Below are 18,333 nucleotides of genomic sequence, written 5' to 3' on the forward strand. Positions count from 1 at the left end.
GCTACTCCTCGCCACGCGGATAGGAGATGATGGAGAGAAAGCGGATCGGCAATTTCACCATCTCCTCCGGACCGTGCGGTGCATCCGCATCGAAGAACAGGCTGTCGCCCGGCGTCATGGTGTAGCGCTTGTCGGCATGGCGGTACACCACCTCACCCTCCAGCATGTAGAGGAACTCCTTCCCGGCATGCTGGAAGAGCGGGAATACGTCCGACTCGGTGGTGAGCGTGATGAGATAAGGTTCCACAACCACGCCCGACGTCTGGTCACCTGTATAGCCCAGCAGATGGTATTGGTGGCCGTTGCGCGTGCCGCGCCGTTCGATCGCTAGCCCTTCGCCTGCTTTGACGAAGATAACCTCTCGCTGTTCTTCATAGCGCTTGAAGAAGGAGGTGATGGGAACGCCCAGGGCTTTGGACAGGGCCTGCAGCGTGGTGAGCGACGGCGAGGTCATGCCGTTCTCGATCTTTGACAACATGCCCAAGGACAGTCCCGCCGCCGCCGCTAGGTCGGCGACCGTGATGCCGAGCCGTGTCCGGCAGGCCCGCACCTCCCGGCCAATCGCGACTTCCAGGATCGCATCGCGGGCGCCCACCAGCCCATGCGGGTCCTGGCCACTGAATTTGCCGAGGGTGGGGTTGAGCGGAGCTGAAACGCCGGTTGAATGCGCAGAGGGGATTGGCGGGGCGGGCGCATCCGCCAGAGAGGCCTCGTTGTCGGTTTTTCTCTGTCTAGCCATAGCCGTCGCGCTCTCCCGGGGAAGCCGGGCGGAAGAGCGTTTGAAACCCAGCCAGGCCTCCTCCGAATTCCTCCGCCGCATCGAGCAGGCAGGTTAGCATGTACGCAGCCGCACTGCTATCGGACAGGAGGTGGAAGCAAGGCCGGCCCTCGCGGTCGGCCCGCAAGACGACGGTGCTGAGGCGGGCAACCGAGGTCTGGGCGATGGTGAGATCGGCAAAGCGGTGCAGCCGGCAATCCACCGCGCATAGCTTCGCGAGGACGTCCGGCGCGGCCGCGCCCTCGATCGCGAACCAGGCATGGCTATCTCGGCGCGGCAGCGGATAGCACCGCGTCTCATCCTCCATGCTCCAGCCCGCTTCCAGATCGGCGAGGACCGCATTCTCTTCCGCAAGCGCCCCGAGCAGGAAGACGTCCCCGGCGCCGAGGACGAGGCAGAGGCTGCCATCGGCTTGCCGGAAGGCGTGGTTGGGCTGCGGCTCCACGGCCACACCCCGCGCCTGCATGGCGGTGATCGTGTCCCGCCCTTTGAAACCCAGCCGCGGCAACGAAGAAAGATCGACAATGGCCAGCTCACCCGCCATGCGTCACATCTCCTGCCGCGTGTTCGCTGGGTCGTAGAAAGGCAGGGGAACGATCTCGGCGATGACCATGTGGCCGCCGTCGGTCCGAATCTCGAACCGCGTGCCGGGGCTGCTGGTCGCCGCCGGCACATAGGCGAGACCAATCACCTTGCCCAAGGCTGCCGAACGGGTGACGGAGGTGACTCTCCCGGCGATCTCGCCTCCTGCGATGACGAGATGGCATTCCTTGGGCATGGGCGCCGCAGGGTCCACCAGCGCAAAGCCCACGAGCTTGCGGGTGATGCCCTTCGCCGCCTGCATCTCGATCGAGCGCTTGCCGAGATAGAAGGGCTTGGTCTTGGACAAGGCCCAGCCCATGTCGGCCTCGAGCGGATTGGTCAGCCCGTCCGTATCCTGGCCGATGATGATATGTCCCTTTTCCAGTCGCAGGACACGCTGCGCCTCCACGCCGAAGGGTTTGAGGCCGAAAGGCTTGCCAGCCTCTGCCAGCCTGTCCCAGAGGGCGAGGCCGAACCGGGCCGGGCAATGGATCTCGAAGCCCAGTTCACCGACGAAGCCCACGCGCAGCACCCGCACCGGAATGCCCGCGACATGGCCGGTGCGCACGCCCATGAAGGGGAAAGCCGCAGCCGAAAGATCGATGTCCGCCTCCAGGCTTTGCAGCACCGCGCGGGATTGCGGGCCGGCGATGTTGAGCCCGGCATAGGCAGAGGTGACGTTGGCGATGTCGACGTCCAACCGCCAGCGCTGATTCCACAAGGTCATCAGCCGATAGACCTGATCGACCGCGCTGGTGGTGGCCGTGACGTAGAAATGGCGCTCGTGCAGCCGGCAGGCGACACCGTCATCGATCATGACGCCCGTCTCATCCACCATCAGCGCATAGCGCGCCCGTCCGACAGGCTGCTTGGCGAAAGAGAAGGTGTAGACCCGGTCGAGAAAGGCCGCGGCATCCGGTCCCCTGATCTCGAGACCACCCAATGTCGAGACATCGATCATGCCGGCCGCCTCGCGCACCGCGCGCACCTCAGCCGCAATCGCCATGGCTGCATCGGCACGCGCGCCATAATATGCCGGACGCAGCCAAAGCCCGGCCGGCATCATCTGCGCGCCGGCTTCGACATGCCGCGCATGCATCGGCGTCAGCCGCGTCGGCTCAAAGCTGCGTCCCGCGAGATGGCCGAACTTCTCGGGCACCAGCGGTGGTCGGAAGGTTGTGGTGCCGACCGCTTCCAGGCTGCGGCCGGTGGCACGCGCGACCAGCCGGATGGTGTTGAGATTGGCGTGCCGCCCCTGGCTGGAACCGAGGCCCACGGTCGAATAACGTTTGACGAGCTGGATATCGTCGTACCCATCGGCGACCGAACCAGTGATGTCTCCCACCACGAGATCCTCGTCGAAATCGACGAAGGCCTTGCCGTGATGCTCGGCGGCCTCGGCGATCGGCCAGGCGTGGGTGACGGTCTGCCCTGGGTTTGCGGGCGTCGGCGCGTCGTTGCCCCGGCCGACGGCGTCTGCCTGCGCCGCGATGAGATCATCGGCCCAGATGCCGGCGACGGACCCGGCAAGGGCAAGCCCAGCCGGCAGCCCCACCGCCCGGTGCATGGCAGTTGCGTCATCATAGACCGCGCGTGCGCCGACATGACAGGCGAGATTGAGCGCCGGCGTATAACCCACGCTCATCACCACCGTATCGCACGCAATCCATTCCGTGCGGCCAACCGCATGCTGCACGGCCACCGCCTGCACCCGCGCCTTGCCCCGCGCGGCCTTCAGGCTCGCGCCCGCGACGATGCGCACGCCCCGCCCGGCGAGCGGGGCCGTTTCCTCGGGCGGCGCCGCAGGGCGGAGATCGATGACTGCCGCCACCTCCACCCCGGCATCGAGTAGGTCGAGCGCAGCATCGATACCGAAGCGATTGGCAGTCGCCACCACGGCTCTTGTCCCTGGTCGCACGCCATAGAGCCGCATCAACCGCTGCGCGGCATCGGCGAAGATGATCCCGGGCAGATCGTTGTTCTTGAAAACCAGCGGCTGGTCATAGGCGCCGGTCGCGAGCACCGTGCGTTCGGCGCGAATTTTGTAGAGCCGGTTGCCGCGCAAAGCCGCCGCCCAATGATCGGCGAAAAGCCCGCTCACCACCGTCTCCTTCATCAAACGGAGATTGGGCAAGGCCGCCGCGCGCTTCAGCAAGCGCGCACGGCGCGCCTCCGCTTCCGCCCGGCTGCCATTGACGCGGCCGAAGAGCAGCGAGCCACCGGCTTCCGGCCATTCCTCGATCAGCAGCGTATCGGCACCTGTTTCAGCCGCGGCGATGGCCGCATGCAACCCCGCCGGACCGCCGCCCACCACCAGCACGTCGCAGAAGAGATAGGCCTTGTCGAAATAGCCATGCGGCGCCTTCGGATCGAGCCGGCCGAGACCGGCAAGCGCGCGAATCGGCTTTTCGAAGAAGGCCCAGGCGCCGCGCGGTCGGAAGAAAGTTTTGTAGTAGAAGCCAACCGGCAGGAAGCGCGAAAAGAGCCCGATCGCAGCCAGCAGATCATGATCGAGCCGCCCGAGCCGGTTGATCGACCTCACCGCCATATGGGCGGAAACGCGATGGCGGTCGCCCCGCACATTCGGCTCCACCCCGACTTGGACGAGACTGTTGACGTCATGGCCGGCCATGGTCAGCGGCCCGCGAGGGCGGTGATATTTGAAGGAGCGGGAGATCACGGAACGGCCGGCAGCCCAGAGGGCGGACGCAATGACATCTCCCTCATAGGCTTGATAGGTCTCGCCATCGAAGGAAAAGGAGAGCGGGCGCTGCTGGTCGATCAGCAGCCCCCATCCGGCACCCAGCCGTGCCGCGCCGCTCATGGCGCCTTCTCCGCGAAATAGGCGCCCACCGTCTTGGTCCATAGGATTTCGTCGGTCACCGTATTGCGCCGCGCGATGAACCAATTTGTGCTTGGCACGTGCAACCACCACTCGTCGACCTCACCGGCGATGTTGTCTTCGAGGAAGAGGTAATCCACCCAAGCATCGTCGCCGCACGTCGCCGGATCCGGAATGGATTTGACATCGCCGGCGCAGACGAATTCCGAGATGTTGCGCGGGCCGTTGAGCGGGCAGGTCATCAGCTTCATGATGTGTCTCAGTGGCCGACCGAGGCCGCGCCCTTCTCTCCCACGAGATCGAAGGTCTTGAACCGATCGAGGGCGAAGGGTTTGAGCAGATCGGGTTGGCGGCCTGTTGCAATGCATTCCGCCATGCGGAAGCCACAGACGGGCGTGGCCTTGAAGCCCCAGGTGCCCCAGCCGGAATCGATGTAGTAGTTTTCGAGCGGCGTGAGCCCCATCACTGGGGAGAAATCGGGGGTCATGTCCGCCATCCCGGCCCATTGGCGCAGCACTCTCAGCTCCGCCATGAAGGGAAAGAGTTCGAGCATGTGGCTCATCAACCCTTCCTTGAAGTCGAGCGTAGAGCGCGTGGAATAGAGACCATAAGGGTCTGTCGCACCCCCCATCACCATCTCGCCACGCGCACTCTGCGAAATATAGACATGGAGTGATCCCGAGACGACGATCTGATCGAGGATCGGTTTGACAGGCTCTGAGACACAGGCCTGAAGCGGAATGGTCTTGATCGGCAGCCTCAGCCCGGCGAGCCGCGCGACGCGGGAGGAGGCGCCGGCCACCGCCTGCACCACGCGGCCGGCATGAATGGTGCCGCGGCTCGTCTCCACGCCAATGGCGCGGCCGCCTTCGGTGAGGATGCCCGTCACCTCGGTCGCCGGATGGACCTCGACGCCGCGCCGCATCGCCTCCTTCGCATAGCCCCAGGCCACCGCATCGTGCCGGGCGATGGCGCCCGGCGGATGGTAGAGCGCGCCCAGGATCGGGTAGCGCACCTGGTCGGACATGTTCATGACCGGACAAAGCCGCCCAACCTCGGCCGCATCGATCACTTCCGAATGGACACCGAGATGTTTGTTCACCTCCGCCCGCCAGCGCGCCGTGCGCATCGCGGCATCGGTGTGAGCCAGGGTGAAATGCCCGCGCTCGGAATACATGATGTTGATGTCGAGTTCGCTGGAGAGGCCGCGGAACAGCTCGACCGATTCCTTGTAGAAGGCGACGCCTTCGGGCGTCAGATAATTCGCCCGGATGATCGTGGTGTTGCGCGCCGTATTGCCGCCGGCAAGCCATGCCCGATCCAGCACGGCGATATCGCGAATGCCGTGCCGCGCGGCGAGGTAATAGGCGGTCGCCAGGCCGTGGCCACCCGCGCCGATGATGACGACGTCGTAGCGAGGCTTGAGCTCGCTCTGCCAGCGGAAATGCGGGGCATCGCGATGCCGGGGATTGAGCCCGAATTTCAGAAGAGCCAGAGGCATGAGATCCGACAGCCGAGAAGGAGGTCGCCAAGGTGCTACAGGCCGCCATCTTTCTCAATAGGAATTTTTCTTTCTTCATGTTGAAACCGCGCCGGCACCGTGTTACGGGTTCGAGGCATCGTGCTGCAGTGCGAAGGGTGAACCATGTGCGGAATCGTCGGCCTCTTCCTCAAGGACAGGGATTTGGAACCCGAGCTTGGCCATCTTCTGTCCGACATGCTGGCGACGATGTGCGACCGAGGCCCCGACAGTGCGGGCTTCGCGATCTATGGCGCGGGTGAATCAGGCCTCACCAAGGTTACCGTGCAATCGGACGATCCATCCGTCTTTCACGGCCTCGCTGACGCCCTGAGCAGCGCGCTCGGCACGCCGGTGCAACTGCGCATGCGGGACACCCATGCCGTGCTGCAGATGGCGAGCACAGTGGTGCCGCGCGCGCGGGAGGTTCTGCACACCCGCTACCCCACGCTGCGTGTCATGGGTGCCGGCGAACGTATCGAGATTTACAAGGAAGTCGGCTACCCCACCGAGGTCGCGCGGCGCTTTGCGCTCTCCGAGATGACGGGCAGCCACGGCATCGGCCATACGCGCATGGCAACCGAATCCGCCGTCACCACGATGGGCGCGCATCCTTTCTCCACCGGTGCCGACCAGTGCCTTGTGCACAACGGCTCCTTGTCCAACCACGCCAATCTGCGCCGGGAGCTGGTGCGCGAAGGCCTGCGCTTCGAGACCGCGAACGACACGGAGGTCGCCGCCGCCTACCTCACCCATCAGATGGATCGCGGCATGAGCCTCGGTGGCGCGCTCGAGCGGAGCCTCGGCGATCTCGATGGGTTCTACACCTTCGTCGTCGGCACGAAGAACGGCTTCGGCGTGTTGCGAGACCCGATCGCCTGCAAGCCCGCCGTGCTGGCCGAAACCGAGGATTACGTCGCCTTCGGGTCGGAATATCGCGCCCTCGCGGGCCTGCCCCAAATCGCGCAAGCCCGTGTGTGGGAGCCGGAACCCGCCACCGTCTACTTCTGGGAGCGCTGAGCATGCCAATCGTCGACCTCGCCGAAACCGGGCTGCGCAGCCTCAACCAGGCGCTGCACGCAATCGCGCCAGGCAGCAACGACACCGATTGGGAGATCATCAACCCGCGCGGGGCGCATGCGGTCGCCGTCGGGGTGAACGCGCCCGTCGACATCACGGTTCAAGGGAGTGTTGGCTATTACTGCGCCGGCATGAACCGGCAGGCGCGCATCACCGTCAACGGATCCGTGGGGCCGGGCGTCGCCGAAAACATGATGTCGGGCGCCGTCATCGTCAAAGGCGACGCCAGCCAATATGCCGGGGCCACCGGCAAGGGCGGCCTCCTGGTGATCGAAGGCAATGCCTCCTCGCGCTGCGGCATCTCGATGAAGGGGATCGACATCGTGGTGCGTGGCAATATCGGCCACATGTCTGCCTTCATGGCGCAGGCCGGCAATCTCGTCGTGTGCGGCGACGCGGGGGATGCCCTCGGCGATTCGATCTACGAAGCCCGGCTCTTCGTCCGGGGCGCCGTCAAAAGCCTCGGCGCGGACTGTATCGCGAAGGAGATGCGGCCCGAGCATCTGACCCTTCTGGAGGAGCTTCTGGCCAAGGCGGGCATCACCGACGTGCGGCCGGAGGAATTCACGCGCTACGGATCGGCCCGCAAGCTCTACAACTTCAGCATTGACCATGCGGATGCCTATGGCTGACGGCGCTGACGCGGACCTTGCTCCCTTCCTCTCCCGGTCAAACAGGCAGTTGTGATCCCATGACGTTCAAAAACCCGACGACCGTACCGCGCAAATCCGCGACGTTTGACGACTACACGCTCTCTGAGATCCGCCGCGCCGCGACGACCGGCATCTACGACATTCGCGGCGGCGGCGCGAAGCGCAAGCTGCCGCATTTTGATGATCTGCTGTTTCTGGGCGCCTCGATGTCCCGCTATCCGTTGGAGGGATATCGCGAGCGTTGCGGCACCGACGTCGTGCTCGGTGATCGCTTCGCCAAGAAGCCGCTGCACCTCAAGATTCCCATCACCATCGCGGGCATGAGTTTCGGGTCCCTCTCCGCCAATGCCAAGGAAGCGCTCGGGCGTGGCGCCACCGCCGCCGGCACCTCCACCACCACCGGCGACGGTGGCATGTCCACGGAGGAGCGCAGCCAGTCCCAGACCCTGGTCTATCAGTATCTCCCGTCCCGTTACGGCATGAATCCGGAAGATCTGCTGAAGGCGGATGCGATCGAAATCGTCGTCGGCCAGGGCGCCAAGCCCGGCGGCGGTGGCATGCTGCTCGGCCAGAAGATCACCGATCGCGTCGCCGCCATGCGGACGCTGCCCAAAGGCATCGACCAGCGGTCGCCCTCCCGCCATCCGGATTGGACCGGTCCCGATGATCTCGAAATCAAGATCATCGAGCTGCGCGAGATCACCGACTGGCAGACACCGATCTACGTGAAGGTCGGGGGCGCCCGGCCGTACTACGACGTCGCCCTCGCGGTGAAGGCAGGCGCCGATGTCGTCGTCGTGGACGGCATGCAGGGCGGCACCGCCGCGACGCAGGAAGTCTTCATCGAAAACGTCGGCATGCCGACGCTCGCCTGCATTCGCCCGGCGGTGAAGGCCCTGCAGGATCTCGGCATGCACAGGAAGGTGCAGCTGATCGTCTCAGGTGGCATCCGCAATGGCGCGGACGTCGCCAAGGCGCTGGCGCTCGGCGCGGATGCCGTCTCCATCGGCACGGCAGCGCTCGTGGCCCTCGGTGACAACGATCCGACCTGGGAAGAGGAATACCAGAAGCTCGGCAGCACTGCCGGTGCCTATGACGATTGGCACGAGGGGCGCGACCCCGCGGGCATCACCACCCAGGATCCGGAATTGATGAAGCGGCTGGATCCCGTCCTGGCTGGGCGGCGGCTCGCCAATTATCTCAAGGTGATGACGCTGGAGGCGCAAACCATCGCGCGCGCCTGCGGCAAGAACCACGTGCACAATCTGGAACCCGAAGATCTTTGCGCGCTCACCGTCGAAGCCGCGGCGATGGCACGCGTGCCGCTCGCCGGCACCGATTGGATTCCGGGTCAGACGCAATACTGACGCCTGCCGCTGCCGCTTCCCACCCCTTCCCGTCCCCAAAGAGGAGCTTCCGTGTCCACTGATCTCGCCAGCTTCGCAAAAGAGCGCGGTATCCGCTACTTCATGATCTCCTATACGGATTTGTTCGGCGCGCAGCGGGCGAAGCTGGTGCCAGCCTCCGCCATTGCCGAGATGCAGAAGGACGGCGCCGGATTCGCAGGCTTCGCGACCTGGCTGGACATGACGCCAGCACATCCCGATCTCTTCGCCCTCCCCGATGCCGCCGCCTGCATCCAGCTGCCCTGGCGCAAGGACGTCGCCTGGGTCGCGGCGGACTGCGTCATGGACGACGCACCCGTGCCGCAGGCGCCGCGCGTGGTGCTGAAGAAGCTGGTCGGTGATGCCGCGGCGCTCGGCCTGCGTGTCAAGACCGGGGTCGAAGCGGAGTTCTTCCTGATCGACGCAGACGGCCTCGCAATTTCCGACCTGAAGGACAATGCAACGAAGCCCTGCTACGATCAGCAGGCCCTGATGCGACGCTACGACGTGATTTCCGAGATCTGCGACTACATGCTGGAACTCGGCTGGCAGCCCTATCAGAACGACCATGAGGACGCCAATGGCCAGTTCGAGATGAACTGGGCCTTCGACGATGCCCTGGTGACCGCGGACCGCCACTCCTTTTTCAAGTTCATGGTGCGCTCGGTGGCCGAGAAGCACGGCCTGCGGGCAACCTTCATGCCGAAGCCCTTCCCCACCCTCACGGGCAATGGCTGCCACGTCCACATGTCGGTCTGGGACATGGACGGTACCACCAACATGTTCTTCGACGATAGTGACGAGATGGGCCTGTCGTCGCAGGGCTATCATTTCCTCGGCGGCATCATGAAGCACGCCGAAGCGCTCGCCGCCATCACCAACCCCACCGTCAACAGCTACAAGCGAATCAACGCACCACGGACCGTCTCCGGCGCCACCTGGTCTCCGAACACCGTGACCTGGACGGGCAACAACCGCACCCATATGGTGCGCGTGCCGGGCCGCGGCCGCTTCGAACTGCGGCTGCCGGATGGCGCGGCCAATCCCTATCTGCTGCAAGCGGTCATCATCGCCGTCGGGCTCGAGGGCATCGCCTCCAAGGCCGATCCGGGCAAGCGCTACGACATCGACATGTATCAACTCGGCCATACGGTCACCGATGCGCCGAAACTGCCGCTCAACCTGCTCGATGCGCTACGCGCCTTCGAGGCCGACGAGAGCCTGCGGGCGGCCCTGGGTTGCGCCTTCTCTACGGCCTACGCGAAGATGAAGATGCAGGAATGGAACAGCTACACCGCCCATTTCACGCAATGGGAACGCGACACCACCTTGGACATCTGAGCCGAAGATGAGCGAGACAAACTGGGTTCTGACCCTCTACTGCCAGGATCGGCCCCGCATCGTGGCCACGGTGACGACGGCGATTGCCGATATCGGCGGCAACATCGGAGAGAGCGCGCAATTCTGGGATCGGTCGACCAACCGCTTCTTCATGCGCATTGCCTTCGTGACGCCGGAGAGCGTCGACCGGACGACGGTGGAAACCGTCCTCAGCCCCGTCTTCACCCGTTTCGAGATGACGCCGGTGTTGACCGATGCGGGGCGGAAACCCCGCCTCATCATCATGGTGTCGAAGTTCGACCATTGCCTGCAGCAGCTGCTCTACGACATCAAGCTGGGCTGGCTGCAGGCCGAGGTCGCTGCCATCGTCTCCAATCATGACGATTCACGCGCCACGGCTGAAGCGCTCGGCATCCCCTTCTACCTTTGGCCGGTGACGAAGGAGAACAAGGCGGAGCAGGAGCAGAAGCTCTACGAGCTCTATATCGAGAGCAAGGCCGATCTCGTCGTACTTGCCCGCTACATGCAGATCCTGTCGAACGATCTGGCCAGCAAGCTCTATGGTCATGTGATCAACATCCACCACTCCTTCCTACCGAGCTTCAAGGGCGCCAAGCCCTATCACCAGGCGCATGAGCGCGGGGTGAAGCTGATCGGCGCCACCGCGCATTACGCGACGCCGGATCTCGATGAGGGGCCGATCATCGAGCAGGAGACGCAGCGCGTTACCCATGCTCTGTCGGCGAATGATCTGGTGGCGATCGGGCGTGATACGGAATCCCGCGTCCTCTCCCGCGCCGTCAAATACCACGTGGAGCGGCGCGTGCTTCTGAACGGTCTCAAGACCGTCGTCTTCTACTGAGCCCAGAACTGGTATCCGGCCAGCGGATTGGCCGGATACCTCAGCTCTGGTGGCCACCGGCCCTGCCGGCTAGTCCGGCGCAGTGCCCGGGCTGGTGGGTGCCCCATCATCGAACTGGCTGAGATAGGCGACGGCGGTGGGCCGCCAGCGCGTAAGCCCCTTGTAATCCGCAAGATCGCTCGGAAGATCGCGCAAGACGCGGTGCATGCGCCGCGCCCATTTCGGGACGGTCACCAGCTCCTCGAGCTTGAGCAGATAGCAGCGGATGGGAAAGACGATCGCGTTGGACCGTGGCAGGCGCCAGAAGCTCTGCAGCTCGACGCGCAGATGCACCTTGTTGCCGACATTCTCCGGCGTCACGCTCGCCCGGTCGATGCCCCATTTGTGGTAGTTCTCCGGGCTCGTATCCAGCCTGGGATTGATCGTCATCGTCCAGTTGAAGCGGCGCATCGGCTGGCCTTGCCGCAGCGCCAGCATGAACTTCAAGGCGCGGTCGAACACGCCCATCTCATGCGCGCGCGGCACGGGGGCATGCCATTCCATGAAGTTCATGCCGATGTCGAAGTCGAGAGACCAGTCCGCCTGGGTGGTGACGATCCCGGCATCCATCCACAGATTGTCGTCCCGCTGATCGAGGAGCGCGAAATCGCCCTGGGACTGGCGGGTGATGTATTCCATCGGGCCATAGGGCAGCGTCGCGGCGTCCCCGAAGGTGAACCGGTCCTCGATGCCGAGAGGCCGGTTGATCCAATGCCAACGGTCGCCCTCCCGATGGAGGGTGAAATGCTCCGGGTAGCCCTCCGCCATCTGCTCCATCAGCAGTTCCAGCAAGTCCCATCCGGCCGTCTCCATATGCGGCAGCGATTGGCAGCGCAGTGGATCTTCCCGCAGCACGATCGCCCGGTCTTCCATCTCCGCGATGTAGTGCTCGTCGACGTCGATGAGATTCTCGAAGGCCGAACCCGGCCGCCCCTTCACATGCGGCTCGATGTTGACCGCATACATGTAGTCGTCACGATCGAAGGGGAAGGGAAAGCGCCGGATCCCGGTCGGCGAGTTGCGAAAGCTGAAGTCATCCCGGAACGTCTCTTGGCGAAACTGGATGCCCATGGTCGTCGCGTCTCCACCGTCCGTTAAAGGTCCAGAACCAGGCGCTGACCCGTGAAACGGGACACGCACGGCATCACCTTGGCACCCGCCGCCTTGTCGGCCGCGCTGAGGAAATTGTCGGCATGCAGCAGATGGCCGTCACACTGCACCACGCGGGTCTCGCACTGGCCGCAGGCGCCGCCACGGCAGAGCGATGGCGCATCGACCCCGGCTGCCTCCAGCGCTTCCAGCATGCTCTCGAGCGGCCCGACCTCCACCACCTTCCCAGAGCGCGCGAGTTCCACGCGATAGGCCTCGCCGCTCGGCGGCGAGAGGAAGTGCTCGCGGTGCAGCTGCGTCTCGGGCCAGCCGCACGCACGGGCCTCCGCCAGAACGGCATCGATCATGCGCTGCGGCCCACAGACATAGAGATGGGTGCCGAGCGGCTGATGAGACAACACCCCAGGCAGGTCAAGCCTTTCGCCCTCGTCCGAATGATAGAGGTGGACGCGTGTGCCATATCGCGCCACGAGGGCGGCGCCATAGGCCGCAAGCGTCCGCGAGCGCGCGGCGTAATGCAGGGCGAAGGGCGGCCCCCCTGCCTCCAGTTCCGCCATCATGGCCAGAAAGGGTGTGATGCCGATCCCGCCGGCGATGAAGAGATGCCGCGCGGCGCGCTTCGCCAGCGGAAAGAGATTGACCGGATGACTGATCTGGAGGGTCATGCCCTCCCTCAGATGATCGTGCAGGTAGCGCGAGCCGCCGCGGCCTTCGGCTTCACGCCGCACGCTCACCCGATAGGTGCCGGTCTCCCGCGGGTCGCTCATCAGGGAATAGGCGTTGCGATGCGTGCGGCCCTCGTGCTGCATCGCCACCACGATATGCGCGCCACCCGAAAAGCGCGGCAGATCCCGGCCATCCGGCCGCACCAGCCGGAACTGCTTGACCAGCGGCGTGACGCTGAGAATCTCCGTGACCTGCACGGGAATGAGCGGCGCGCGCAGGCTCATGGGAAGGCCTCCTGCACCGGCGGGATGGCGCCCGGCTCCTCGGCATCGATGCAGACGCCCTGAAAGGCGGCGATACGGCGGGAGTAGTGATCGCGGACGAAGAGCATGACCCCACAATGAGAACAGCGCACCGGCTGGGTACGGACATCCTCGGTGATGCCTTTGCAATGCACGCATTGCACGCGGCGCGCCGCCGAACCGCGATGCTCGGTCTCGATCGCATGGTGATCGATGCCATGCTCCATCGCCACTTTCATGGCCTGGCCGATCAGCCCTTCGGTCCCGGCCAGATACAGCTGCAGCCCCATGCGTGCGGTGGCGAGAGACTGGGCCAGGCGCGGCAGTACGGCGGAGACGCTCGCCCCTTCATACAGGATGTGAGGCCGCAGGGCTGCGAGCGGCGCGAGGAAATCGGCGCGAGGGCCTCGCACGAAGATGATATGGGCCTTGTCGAAGAACCCAGCCGGCGCGCGCGGCGCCATGTCGAGAATGGCGGCCGCCCCCTCGGCATCGGCGACCAGCAGATGGGCATTGCCCGGCCGCGGGGTCAAGGTGCCATAGACCGGCCGACTCTTCATCGTTCCCGTCAGCATCGCAACCGTCCTCAGGGCGCGGTGCGCTTGGTCTTCTTCGGGTCGTCGAAATTGATAGGATGGGCAATCGCCGGACAGCTGACGGATTGTCCACGCACCTCCAGCGGCGTGCCTTCGCGTGCGGCGGCGACGCTCATGCGCGCGATCGCCATGGAGCGCTTCGTCAAGCGCGAATACATCCCGCAGGTAACGACACCTACCTTTTCGCCGTTCGCATAGAGCGCGTCGCCGGCATCCAGGACCTGATCGGTCTCGGCCAGAACGCCGTAGATTTTGAACCGCTCGCGGCCCTTCAGCCGGTAATGCTCCTCCGCGCCGCGGAAACCGGTCTTGCCGGGGGAGACGGTGAAGTCGAGACCGAGCTCCCACAGCGTATCGCCCGGCGCCTCGTCCGCGAAAGGATACATCTGCGAATTGTCGTACGGATAGAACAGCAGATAGCTCTCGACGCGCAGCCAGTCGAGCGTGGTGAAGCAGACGGGAATGATGCCCATCTCCTTCCCCTCGGCCACGATCTGGTCCCAGATCGCCACGGCGTCCTGCGCCCGGCAGAAAATCTCGTAGCCGCGCTCGCCGGTGTAGCCGGTGCGGGAAATCATCACGTCGCAGCCGAAGAGCGTCGTCTGCATGTGGTGGAAATACTTCAGCTCGCGGATGCCCGGCACGTGGCGCGCGAGGTAATCCACCGCCAAGGGCCCCTGCAGGGAAAGGTCCTGCAAGTCATCATCGAAGAGCAGGGCAGCATTCTTGCCCATGATGTCCTTGCACAGCTCTTCGTAGCCGGTGCCCGAACCGATAACGACAAGCCAGGAATTCGGGCCGGTGCGATACAGAATGCAGTCGTCCGTGAACTTTCCTGCCTCGTTGAGCATGCAGGCGTAGACCGAACGCCCCGGATAGATCTTGCGCACGTCGCGCGTCGTCGCCCGCTGCAGCACGTGATGCGAATGCGGCCCCACCAGATGAACCTTGCGCAAGCCGGACACGTCCATGATGCCGGCGCGGGTGCGGATCGCCTCATGCTGGTCCGGCAGACTGCTGGTGCTGTAGGTCCAGGCCGTCTCCATGCCGTTCCAGTCTTCGAGGGCCGAACCAAGGGCGCGGTGGCGCTCCGCCAGGGGCGACCGTCGCCAGGACATCACCGTCATCGAGAACCTCCTCAGAACGCAGCACGGGCAGCTCTCCGGAACGCCAGCGGCCCGGAGAGGGATGGCCAATGTTCGTCAGAAGAAAGTTTTTTGTCTAGTAGGAAACATCTCCCGATCGCCCATTTTTTGAGCAAGCGTGACGGTTGCGAAAAAATTAGGCGACTCATGCGGCTTTCTGTTGACTGCCATGAATATTTTTTGCATTTCACTCAGGAGAAATTTTCTTTCTTCGAAATCACCTTTTCCAAGCCGTTGCGATTGCTGGATTTTCCAGAGGGGAGCTTTTATGACCGCGACGACGACCACATCGGATGCCCTCCTGCAGGCACCGGCACCTCAGCTCAAACGCGGCATCGACTGGCGCGGTGCCTTCTGGGTGGCGAGCGGCGTGCCCGCCCTCGTGCTCTTCTCCATCGGGGGAATCGCGGGGATGGCGGGAAAGCTCGCCTTCCTGGTGTGGGCGGTGTCCATGTTCATGGGCTTCGTCCAGTCCTTCACCTATGCCGAGATCGCCGGACTTTTCCCCAACAAGTCGGGTGGCGCCTCCGTCTATGGTGCAACCGCCTGGCTTCCCTATTCCAAGTTCATCGCTCCGCTGTCGGTCTGGTGCAACTGGATTGCCTGGTCACCGGTCCTGTCGCTCGGCTGCTCCATCGCGGCGGCCTACATCCTCAACGCCTTCGCGCCCATTCCGGTCTTCACCCCGACCTCGCCCGAGGTGGTGAGCTGGCTCGGCGCCCATCCCGGTAAGGCGGCGGCCGACGCCATCGCAGCGCTGACGGCCGCCGGCACCCCCGCCATCCGCAACTGGACCCTCTTCACCCATACCCTCGGGCCGGTCAGCTTCTCCCTCAACGCCACCTTCTTCATCGGCGTCGTCATCATGCTGGTGACCTTCGCCATCCAGCATCGCGGCATCCTCGGCACCGCCAACGTGCAGAAATACATCGGGCTCCTCGTCATCATCCCGATGCTCATCGTGGGCATCGTCCCGCTTCTGACAGGCCAGGTGCACACCGCCAATTTCAGTGATCTGGTGCCGCTCGCGAGCGCCGGCGCCGCAGCGCCCGGGCATTGGAACATCGCGAGCTGGACGCTCATTCTCGGCGCCATGTTCATCGCCGCCTGGTCAACCTACGGGTTCGAAACCGCCGTCTGCTACACGAGCGAATTCAAGAACCCCGGCACCGACACCTTCAAGGCGATCTTCTACTCCGGCCTGCTCTGCCTGGTGCTCTACATCCTCGTCCCCTTCACCTTCCAGGGCGTGCTCGGGCTCGATGGCATGCTCGCCGGCCCCATCGTCGATGGCTCCGGCGTCGCGAGTGCGCTGGCCGGCATGGTGGGCGGCGGCGCTCTCGTGCACAGCGTCATGGTCATGCTGATGATCCTGGCGCTGATCCTCAGCATCATGACGGCCATGGCAGGCTCCTCCCGCACGCTCTATCAGGGCTCGGTGGATGGCTGGCTGCCGCGCTACCTCACCCATGTGAACGAGCACGGCGCGCCGACGCGGGCGATGTGGACCGACCTCTGCTTCAATCTCTGCGTACTCGCCATTGCGTCGGCCGATGCCACCAGCTTCTTCTTCATCCTGGCGATGTCGAACGTCGGCTACATTATCTTCAACTTCTTCAACCTCAATGCGGGCTGGATCCACCGGATCGACAACGGCCACATCAAGCGGCCGTGGAAAGCCCCCACCTGGCTCATCGGCGCTGGCGCCCTGCTCTCCTTCGTCAACGTCGTCTTCATGGGCGCGGGTGCAAAAACCTGGAACACCATGGCGCTTTGGGCCGGCTTGATCGCCGCAGCCCTCATCCTGCCGGTCTTCTGCTTCCGCCACTACGTTCAGGACAAGGGTCGCTTCCCGGACCATATGCTGGAGGATCTCGGCATGAACGCGCAGGATCTCACCCGCCGGAAGGCCGGCATCCTGCCCTATCTCACGCTTGCCGCCGGTATCGTGGTGATGCTCCTCGCCAACTGGATCTTCCACGGCTGACCACCCGCCTCCGCCGGCAGGGGCACCTGCCGGCACGCCTTGCCATGAAGAGCGCTCTCCCTTCCGTCGTCGATTTCTGGACTTGAGGAACAGGCTATGCGGATTGCCATCATCGGTGCCGGCCCGAGCGGATTGGCCCAGCTACGCGCCTTCGAATCGGCGCGTCGCGCCGGGGCCGAGATCCCGGAGCTCGTCTGCTACGAGCGGCAGGACAATTGGGGCGGCCAGTGGAACTACACCTGGCGCACCGGCCTCGATGCTAATGGCGAGCCGGTCCACAGCAGCATGTATCGCTATCTTTGGTCCAACGGCCCGAAGGAATGCCTGGAATTCGCCGACTACTCCTTCGAAGAGCATTTCGGCCGCCCCATCCCCTCCTACCCGCCCCGCGCCGTGCTGCATGATTACATCGCAGGCCGCGTGGAGCGCAGCGGCGTGCGGAAATACATCAAGTTCTGTCACACCGTGCGCGATGTGCAGTTTGATGTAGAGAGCGGCCAGTTCACCGTCACGGTGCATGATCTCTTGGCTGACACCACCTCGAGCAGCCGGTTCGATTACGTGGTGGTGGCGTCAGGGCATTTCTCCACCCCGAACGTGCCCGCCTTCGACGGCATCGAAACCTTCCCCGGCCGCGTCCTGCATGCGCATGATTTCCGCAGCGCGGACGAATTCAAGGGCAAGGATCTCCTGCTTGTCGGCAGCAGCTACTCGGCCGAGGACATCGGCGTGCAGTGCTACAAATACGGCGCCAGATCCATCACCTTCAGCTACCGCACCAAGCCCATGGGCTTCGACTGGCCGGAAGGCTTCGCCGAAGTCCCGCTGCTCACCAAGGTCAGCGGCCGGACCGTGACCTTCAAGGACGGCACGAGCCGAGAGGTGGACGCCATCGTCCTCTGCACCGGCTACAAGCACTACTTCCCGTTCCTGCCGGACGGCCTGCGGCTTTCGACCAACAACCGCCTCTATCCGTTGCACCTCTACAAAGGCGTGATCTGGCAGGACAATCCGAAGCTCATCTATCTCGGCATGCAGGACCAGTACTACACCTTCAACATGTTCGATGCCCAAGCCTGGTTGGCGCGCGACGTGATCATGGGCCGCATCACCCTGCCCGATGCCCCGGCCATTGCCGCGGACATCCAGGCCTGGCGCGCTCGGGAAGAGACGGTCGCCGATCCCTTCGAGGCGATTGACTTCCAGACGGAGTATGTGCGGGATCTGCTGAGCGCCACGGATTACCCGGCGCTCGACGTCGATCACGTCGCCAAGCTCTTCAAGGAATGGGAGCATCACAAGGTGGAAGGCATCTTGACCTATCGGGATCAAAGCTATCCCTCCACCCTCACCGGTACCATGGCCCCCAAGCATCACACGGTCTGGATGCAGGCCCTGGATGATTCCCTCGAAGCCTTCCTCGCCGTGCCGAAGGCCGCTGAGTAG

General features: G+C 64.3%; 17 protein-coding genes. 7 read left to right on the plus strand and 10 right to left on the minus strand.

From position 1 onward, the window contains the following. Window position 1: 1 nt before the first annotated feature. The 5 genes from ACYQ6W_RS09630 to ACYQ6W_RS09650 all read right to left on the minus strand — a co-directional run bounded on the left by ACYQ6W_RS09630 (window position 2) and on the right by ACYQ6W_RS09650 (window position 5,703). Window positions 2-595 carry a helix-turn-helix domain-containing protein gene (locus ACYQ6W_RS09630; RefSeq protein WP_459674996.1) on the minus strand — a complete coding sequence of 198 codons (594 nt, stop codon included), beginning with the start codon at window positions 593-595 and terminating at the stop codon, window positions 2-4. Between the two features lie 136 nt (window positions 596-731). Then, complete coding sequence (locus ACYQ6W_RS09635) at window positions 732-1,322, minus strand: hypothetical protein (protein ID WP_459674997.1); 591 nt, start codon at window positions 1,320-1,322, stop codon at window positions 732-734. 3 nt (window positions 1,323-1,325) lie between these two features. Further along, window positions 1,326-4,184 carry a 2Fe-2S iron-sulfur cluster-binding protein gene (locus ACYQ6W_RS09640; RefSeq protein WP_459674998.1) on the minus strand — a complete coding sequence of 953 codons (2,859 nt, stop codon included), beginning with the start codon at window positions 4,182-4,184 and terminating at the stop codon, window positions 1,326-1,328. After that, a complete protein-coding gene (locus tag ACYQ6W_RS09645) occupies window positions 4,181-4,453 on the minus strand; it encodes a sarcosine oxidase subunit delta (RefSeq protein WP_459674999.1) in 273 nt (90 codons plus the stop codon). The genes ACYQ6W_RS09640 and ACYQ6W_RS09645 overlap by 4 nt, the downstream gene beginning before the upstream one ends. An 8-nt stretch (window positions 4,454-4,461) precedes the next feature. Then, window positions 4,462-5,703, minus strand: a complete 1,242-nt coding sequence (locus ACYQ6W_RS09650) for an FAD-dependent oxidoreductase (RefSeq protein ID WP_459675000.1) — start codon at window positions 5,701-5,703, stop codon at window positions 4,462-4,464. Between the two features lie 144 nt (window positions 5,704-5,847). Between ACYQ6W_RS09650 and ACYQ6W_RS09655 the strand changes: the two genes are divergently transcribed. Genes ACYQ6W_RS09655 through purU form a run of 5 tightly spaced genes read left to right on the plus strand, consistent with a single transcriptional unit; the run spans window position 5,848 to window position 11,042 of the window. Beyond that, window positions 5,848-6,741, plus strand: coding sequence for a class II glutamine amidotransferase (locus tag ACYQ6W_RS09655; RefSeq protein ID WP_459675001.1), 894 nt, complete (start codon window positions 5,848-5,850; stop codon window positions 6,739-6,741). A 2-nt stretch (window positions 6,742-6,743) separates the two neighbouring features. Continuing rightward, the gene (locus ACYQ6W_RS09660) at window positions 6,744-7,433 is read left to right on the plus strand and encodes a protein glxC (protein WP_459675002.1); all 690 of its coding nucleotides are present in this window, start codon (window positions 6,744-6,746) and stop codon (window positions 7,431-7,433) included. A 59-nt stretch (window positions 7,434-7,492) separates the two neighbouring features. Next, complete coding sequence (locus ACYQ6W_RS09665; RefSeq protein WP_459675004.1) at window positions 7,493-8,821, plus strand: FMN-binding glutamate synthase family protein; 1,329 nt, start codon at window positions 7,493-7,495, stop codon at window positions 8,819-8,821. A gap of 51 nt (window positions 8,822-8,872) precedes the next feature. Beyond that, window positions 8,873-10,180 (plus strand): type III glutamate--ammonia ligase, encoded by a 1,308-nt coding sequence (gene glnT / locus ACYQ6W_RS09670; RefSeq protein WP_459675005.1) that lies wholly within the window; start codon window positions 8,873-8,875, stop codon window positions 10,178-10,180. A 7-nt stretch (window positions 10,181-10,187) separates the two neighbouring features. After that, window positions 10,188-11,042, plus strand: a complete 855-nt coding sequence (purU, locus tag ACYQ6W_RS09675) for a formyltetrahydrofolate deformylase (RefSeq protein ID WP_459675006.1) — start codon at window positions 10,188-10,190, stop codon at window positions 11,040-11,042. A 69-nt stretch (window positions 11,043-11,111) separates the two neighbouring features. Here purU and ACYQ6W_RS09680 read toward each other — a convergent pair whose 3' ends face one another. From ACYQ6W_RS09680 to ACYQ6W_RS09700, 5 genes are all read right to left on the minus strand, one after another. Next, complete coding sequence (locus tag ACYQ6W_RS09680) at window positions 11,112-12,152, minus strand: heme-dependent oxidative N-demethylase family protein (RefSeq protein ID WP_459675007.1); 1,041 nt, start codon at window positions 12,150-12,152, stop codon at window positions 11,112-11,114. 23 nt (window positions 12,153-12,175) lie between these two features. Beyond that, entirely contained in the window at window positions 12,176-13,141 is a 966-nt protein-coding gene (locus tag ACYQ6W_RS09685) for a PDR/VanB family oxidoreductase (protein WP_459675008.1), read from the minus strand. Continuing rightward, complete coding sequence (locus ACYQ6W_RS09690; RefSeq protein ID WP_459675009.1) at window positions 13,138-13,719, minus strand: dimethylamine monooxygenase subunit DmmA family protein; 582 nt, start codon at window positions 13,717-13,719, stop codon at window positions 13,138-13,140. The genes ACYQ6W_RS09685 and ACYQ6W_RS09690 overlap by 4 nt, the downstream gene beginning before the upstream one ends. A gap of 26 nt (window positions 13,720-13,745) precedes the next feature. Beyond that, on the minus strand, window positions 13,746-14,882 hold the full coding sequence (locus tag ACYQ6W_RS09695) for an aminomethyltransferase family protein (RefSeq protein ID WP_459675010.1): 1,137 nt from the start codon (window positions 14,880-14,882) through the stop codon (window positions 13,746-13,748). A 75-nt stretch (window positions 14,883-14,957) separates the two neighbouring features. Next, window positions 14,958-15,188 (minus strand): hypothetical protein, encoded by a 231-nt coding sequence (locus ACYQ6W_RS09700; RefSeq protein ID WP_459675011.1) that lies wholly within the window; start codon window positions 15,186-15,188, stop codon window positions 14,958-14,960. Between ACYQ6W_RS09700 and ACYQ6W_RS09705 the strand changes: the two genes are divergently transcribed. Together ACYQ6W_RS09705 and ACYQ6W_RS09710 are read left to right on the plus strand one after the other, a co-directional pair. After that, on the plus strand, window positions 15,169-16,887 hold the full coding sequence (locus ACYQ6W_RS09705) for an APC family permease (protein WP_459675012.1): 1,719 nt from the start codon (window positions 15,169-15,171) through the stop codon (window positions 16,885-16,887). The genes ACYQ6W_RS09700 and ACYQ6W_RS09705 overlap by 20 nt on opposite strands. Before the next feature lie 96 nt (window positions 16,888-16,983). Then, complete coding sequence (locus tag ACYQ6W_RS09710) at window positions 16,984-18,333, plus strand: NAD(P)-binding domain-containing protein (RefSeq protein ID WP_459675013.1); 1,350 nt, start codon at window positions 16,984-16,986, stop codon at window positions 18,331-18,333.

This window comes from Acidisoma sp. 7E03 (assembly GCF_054665075.1).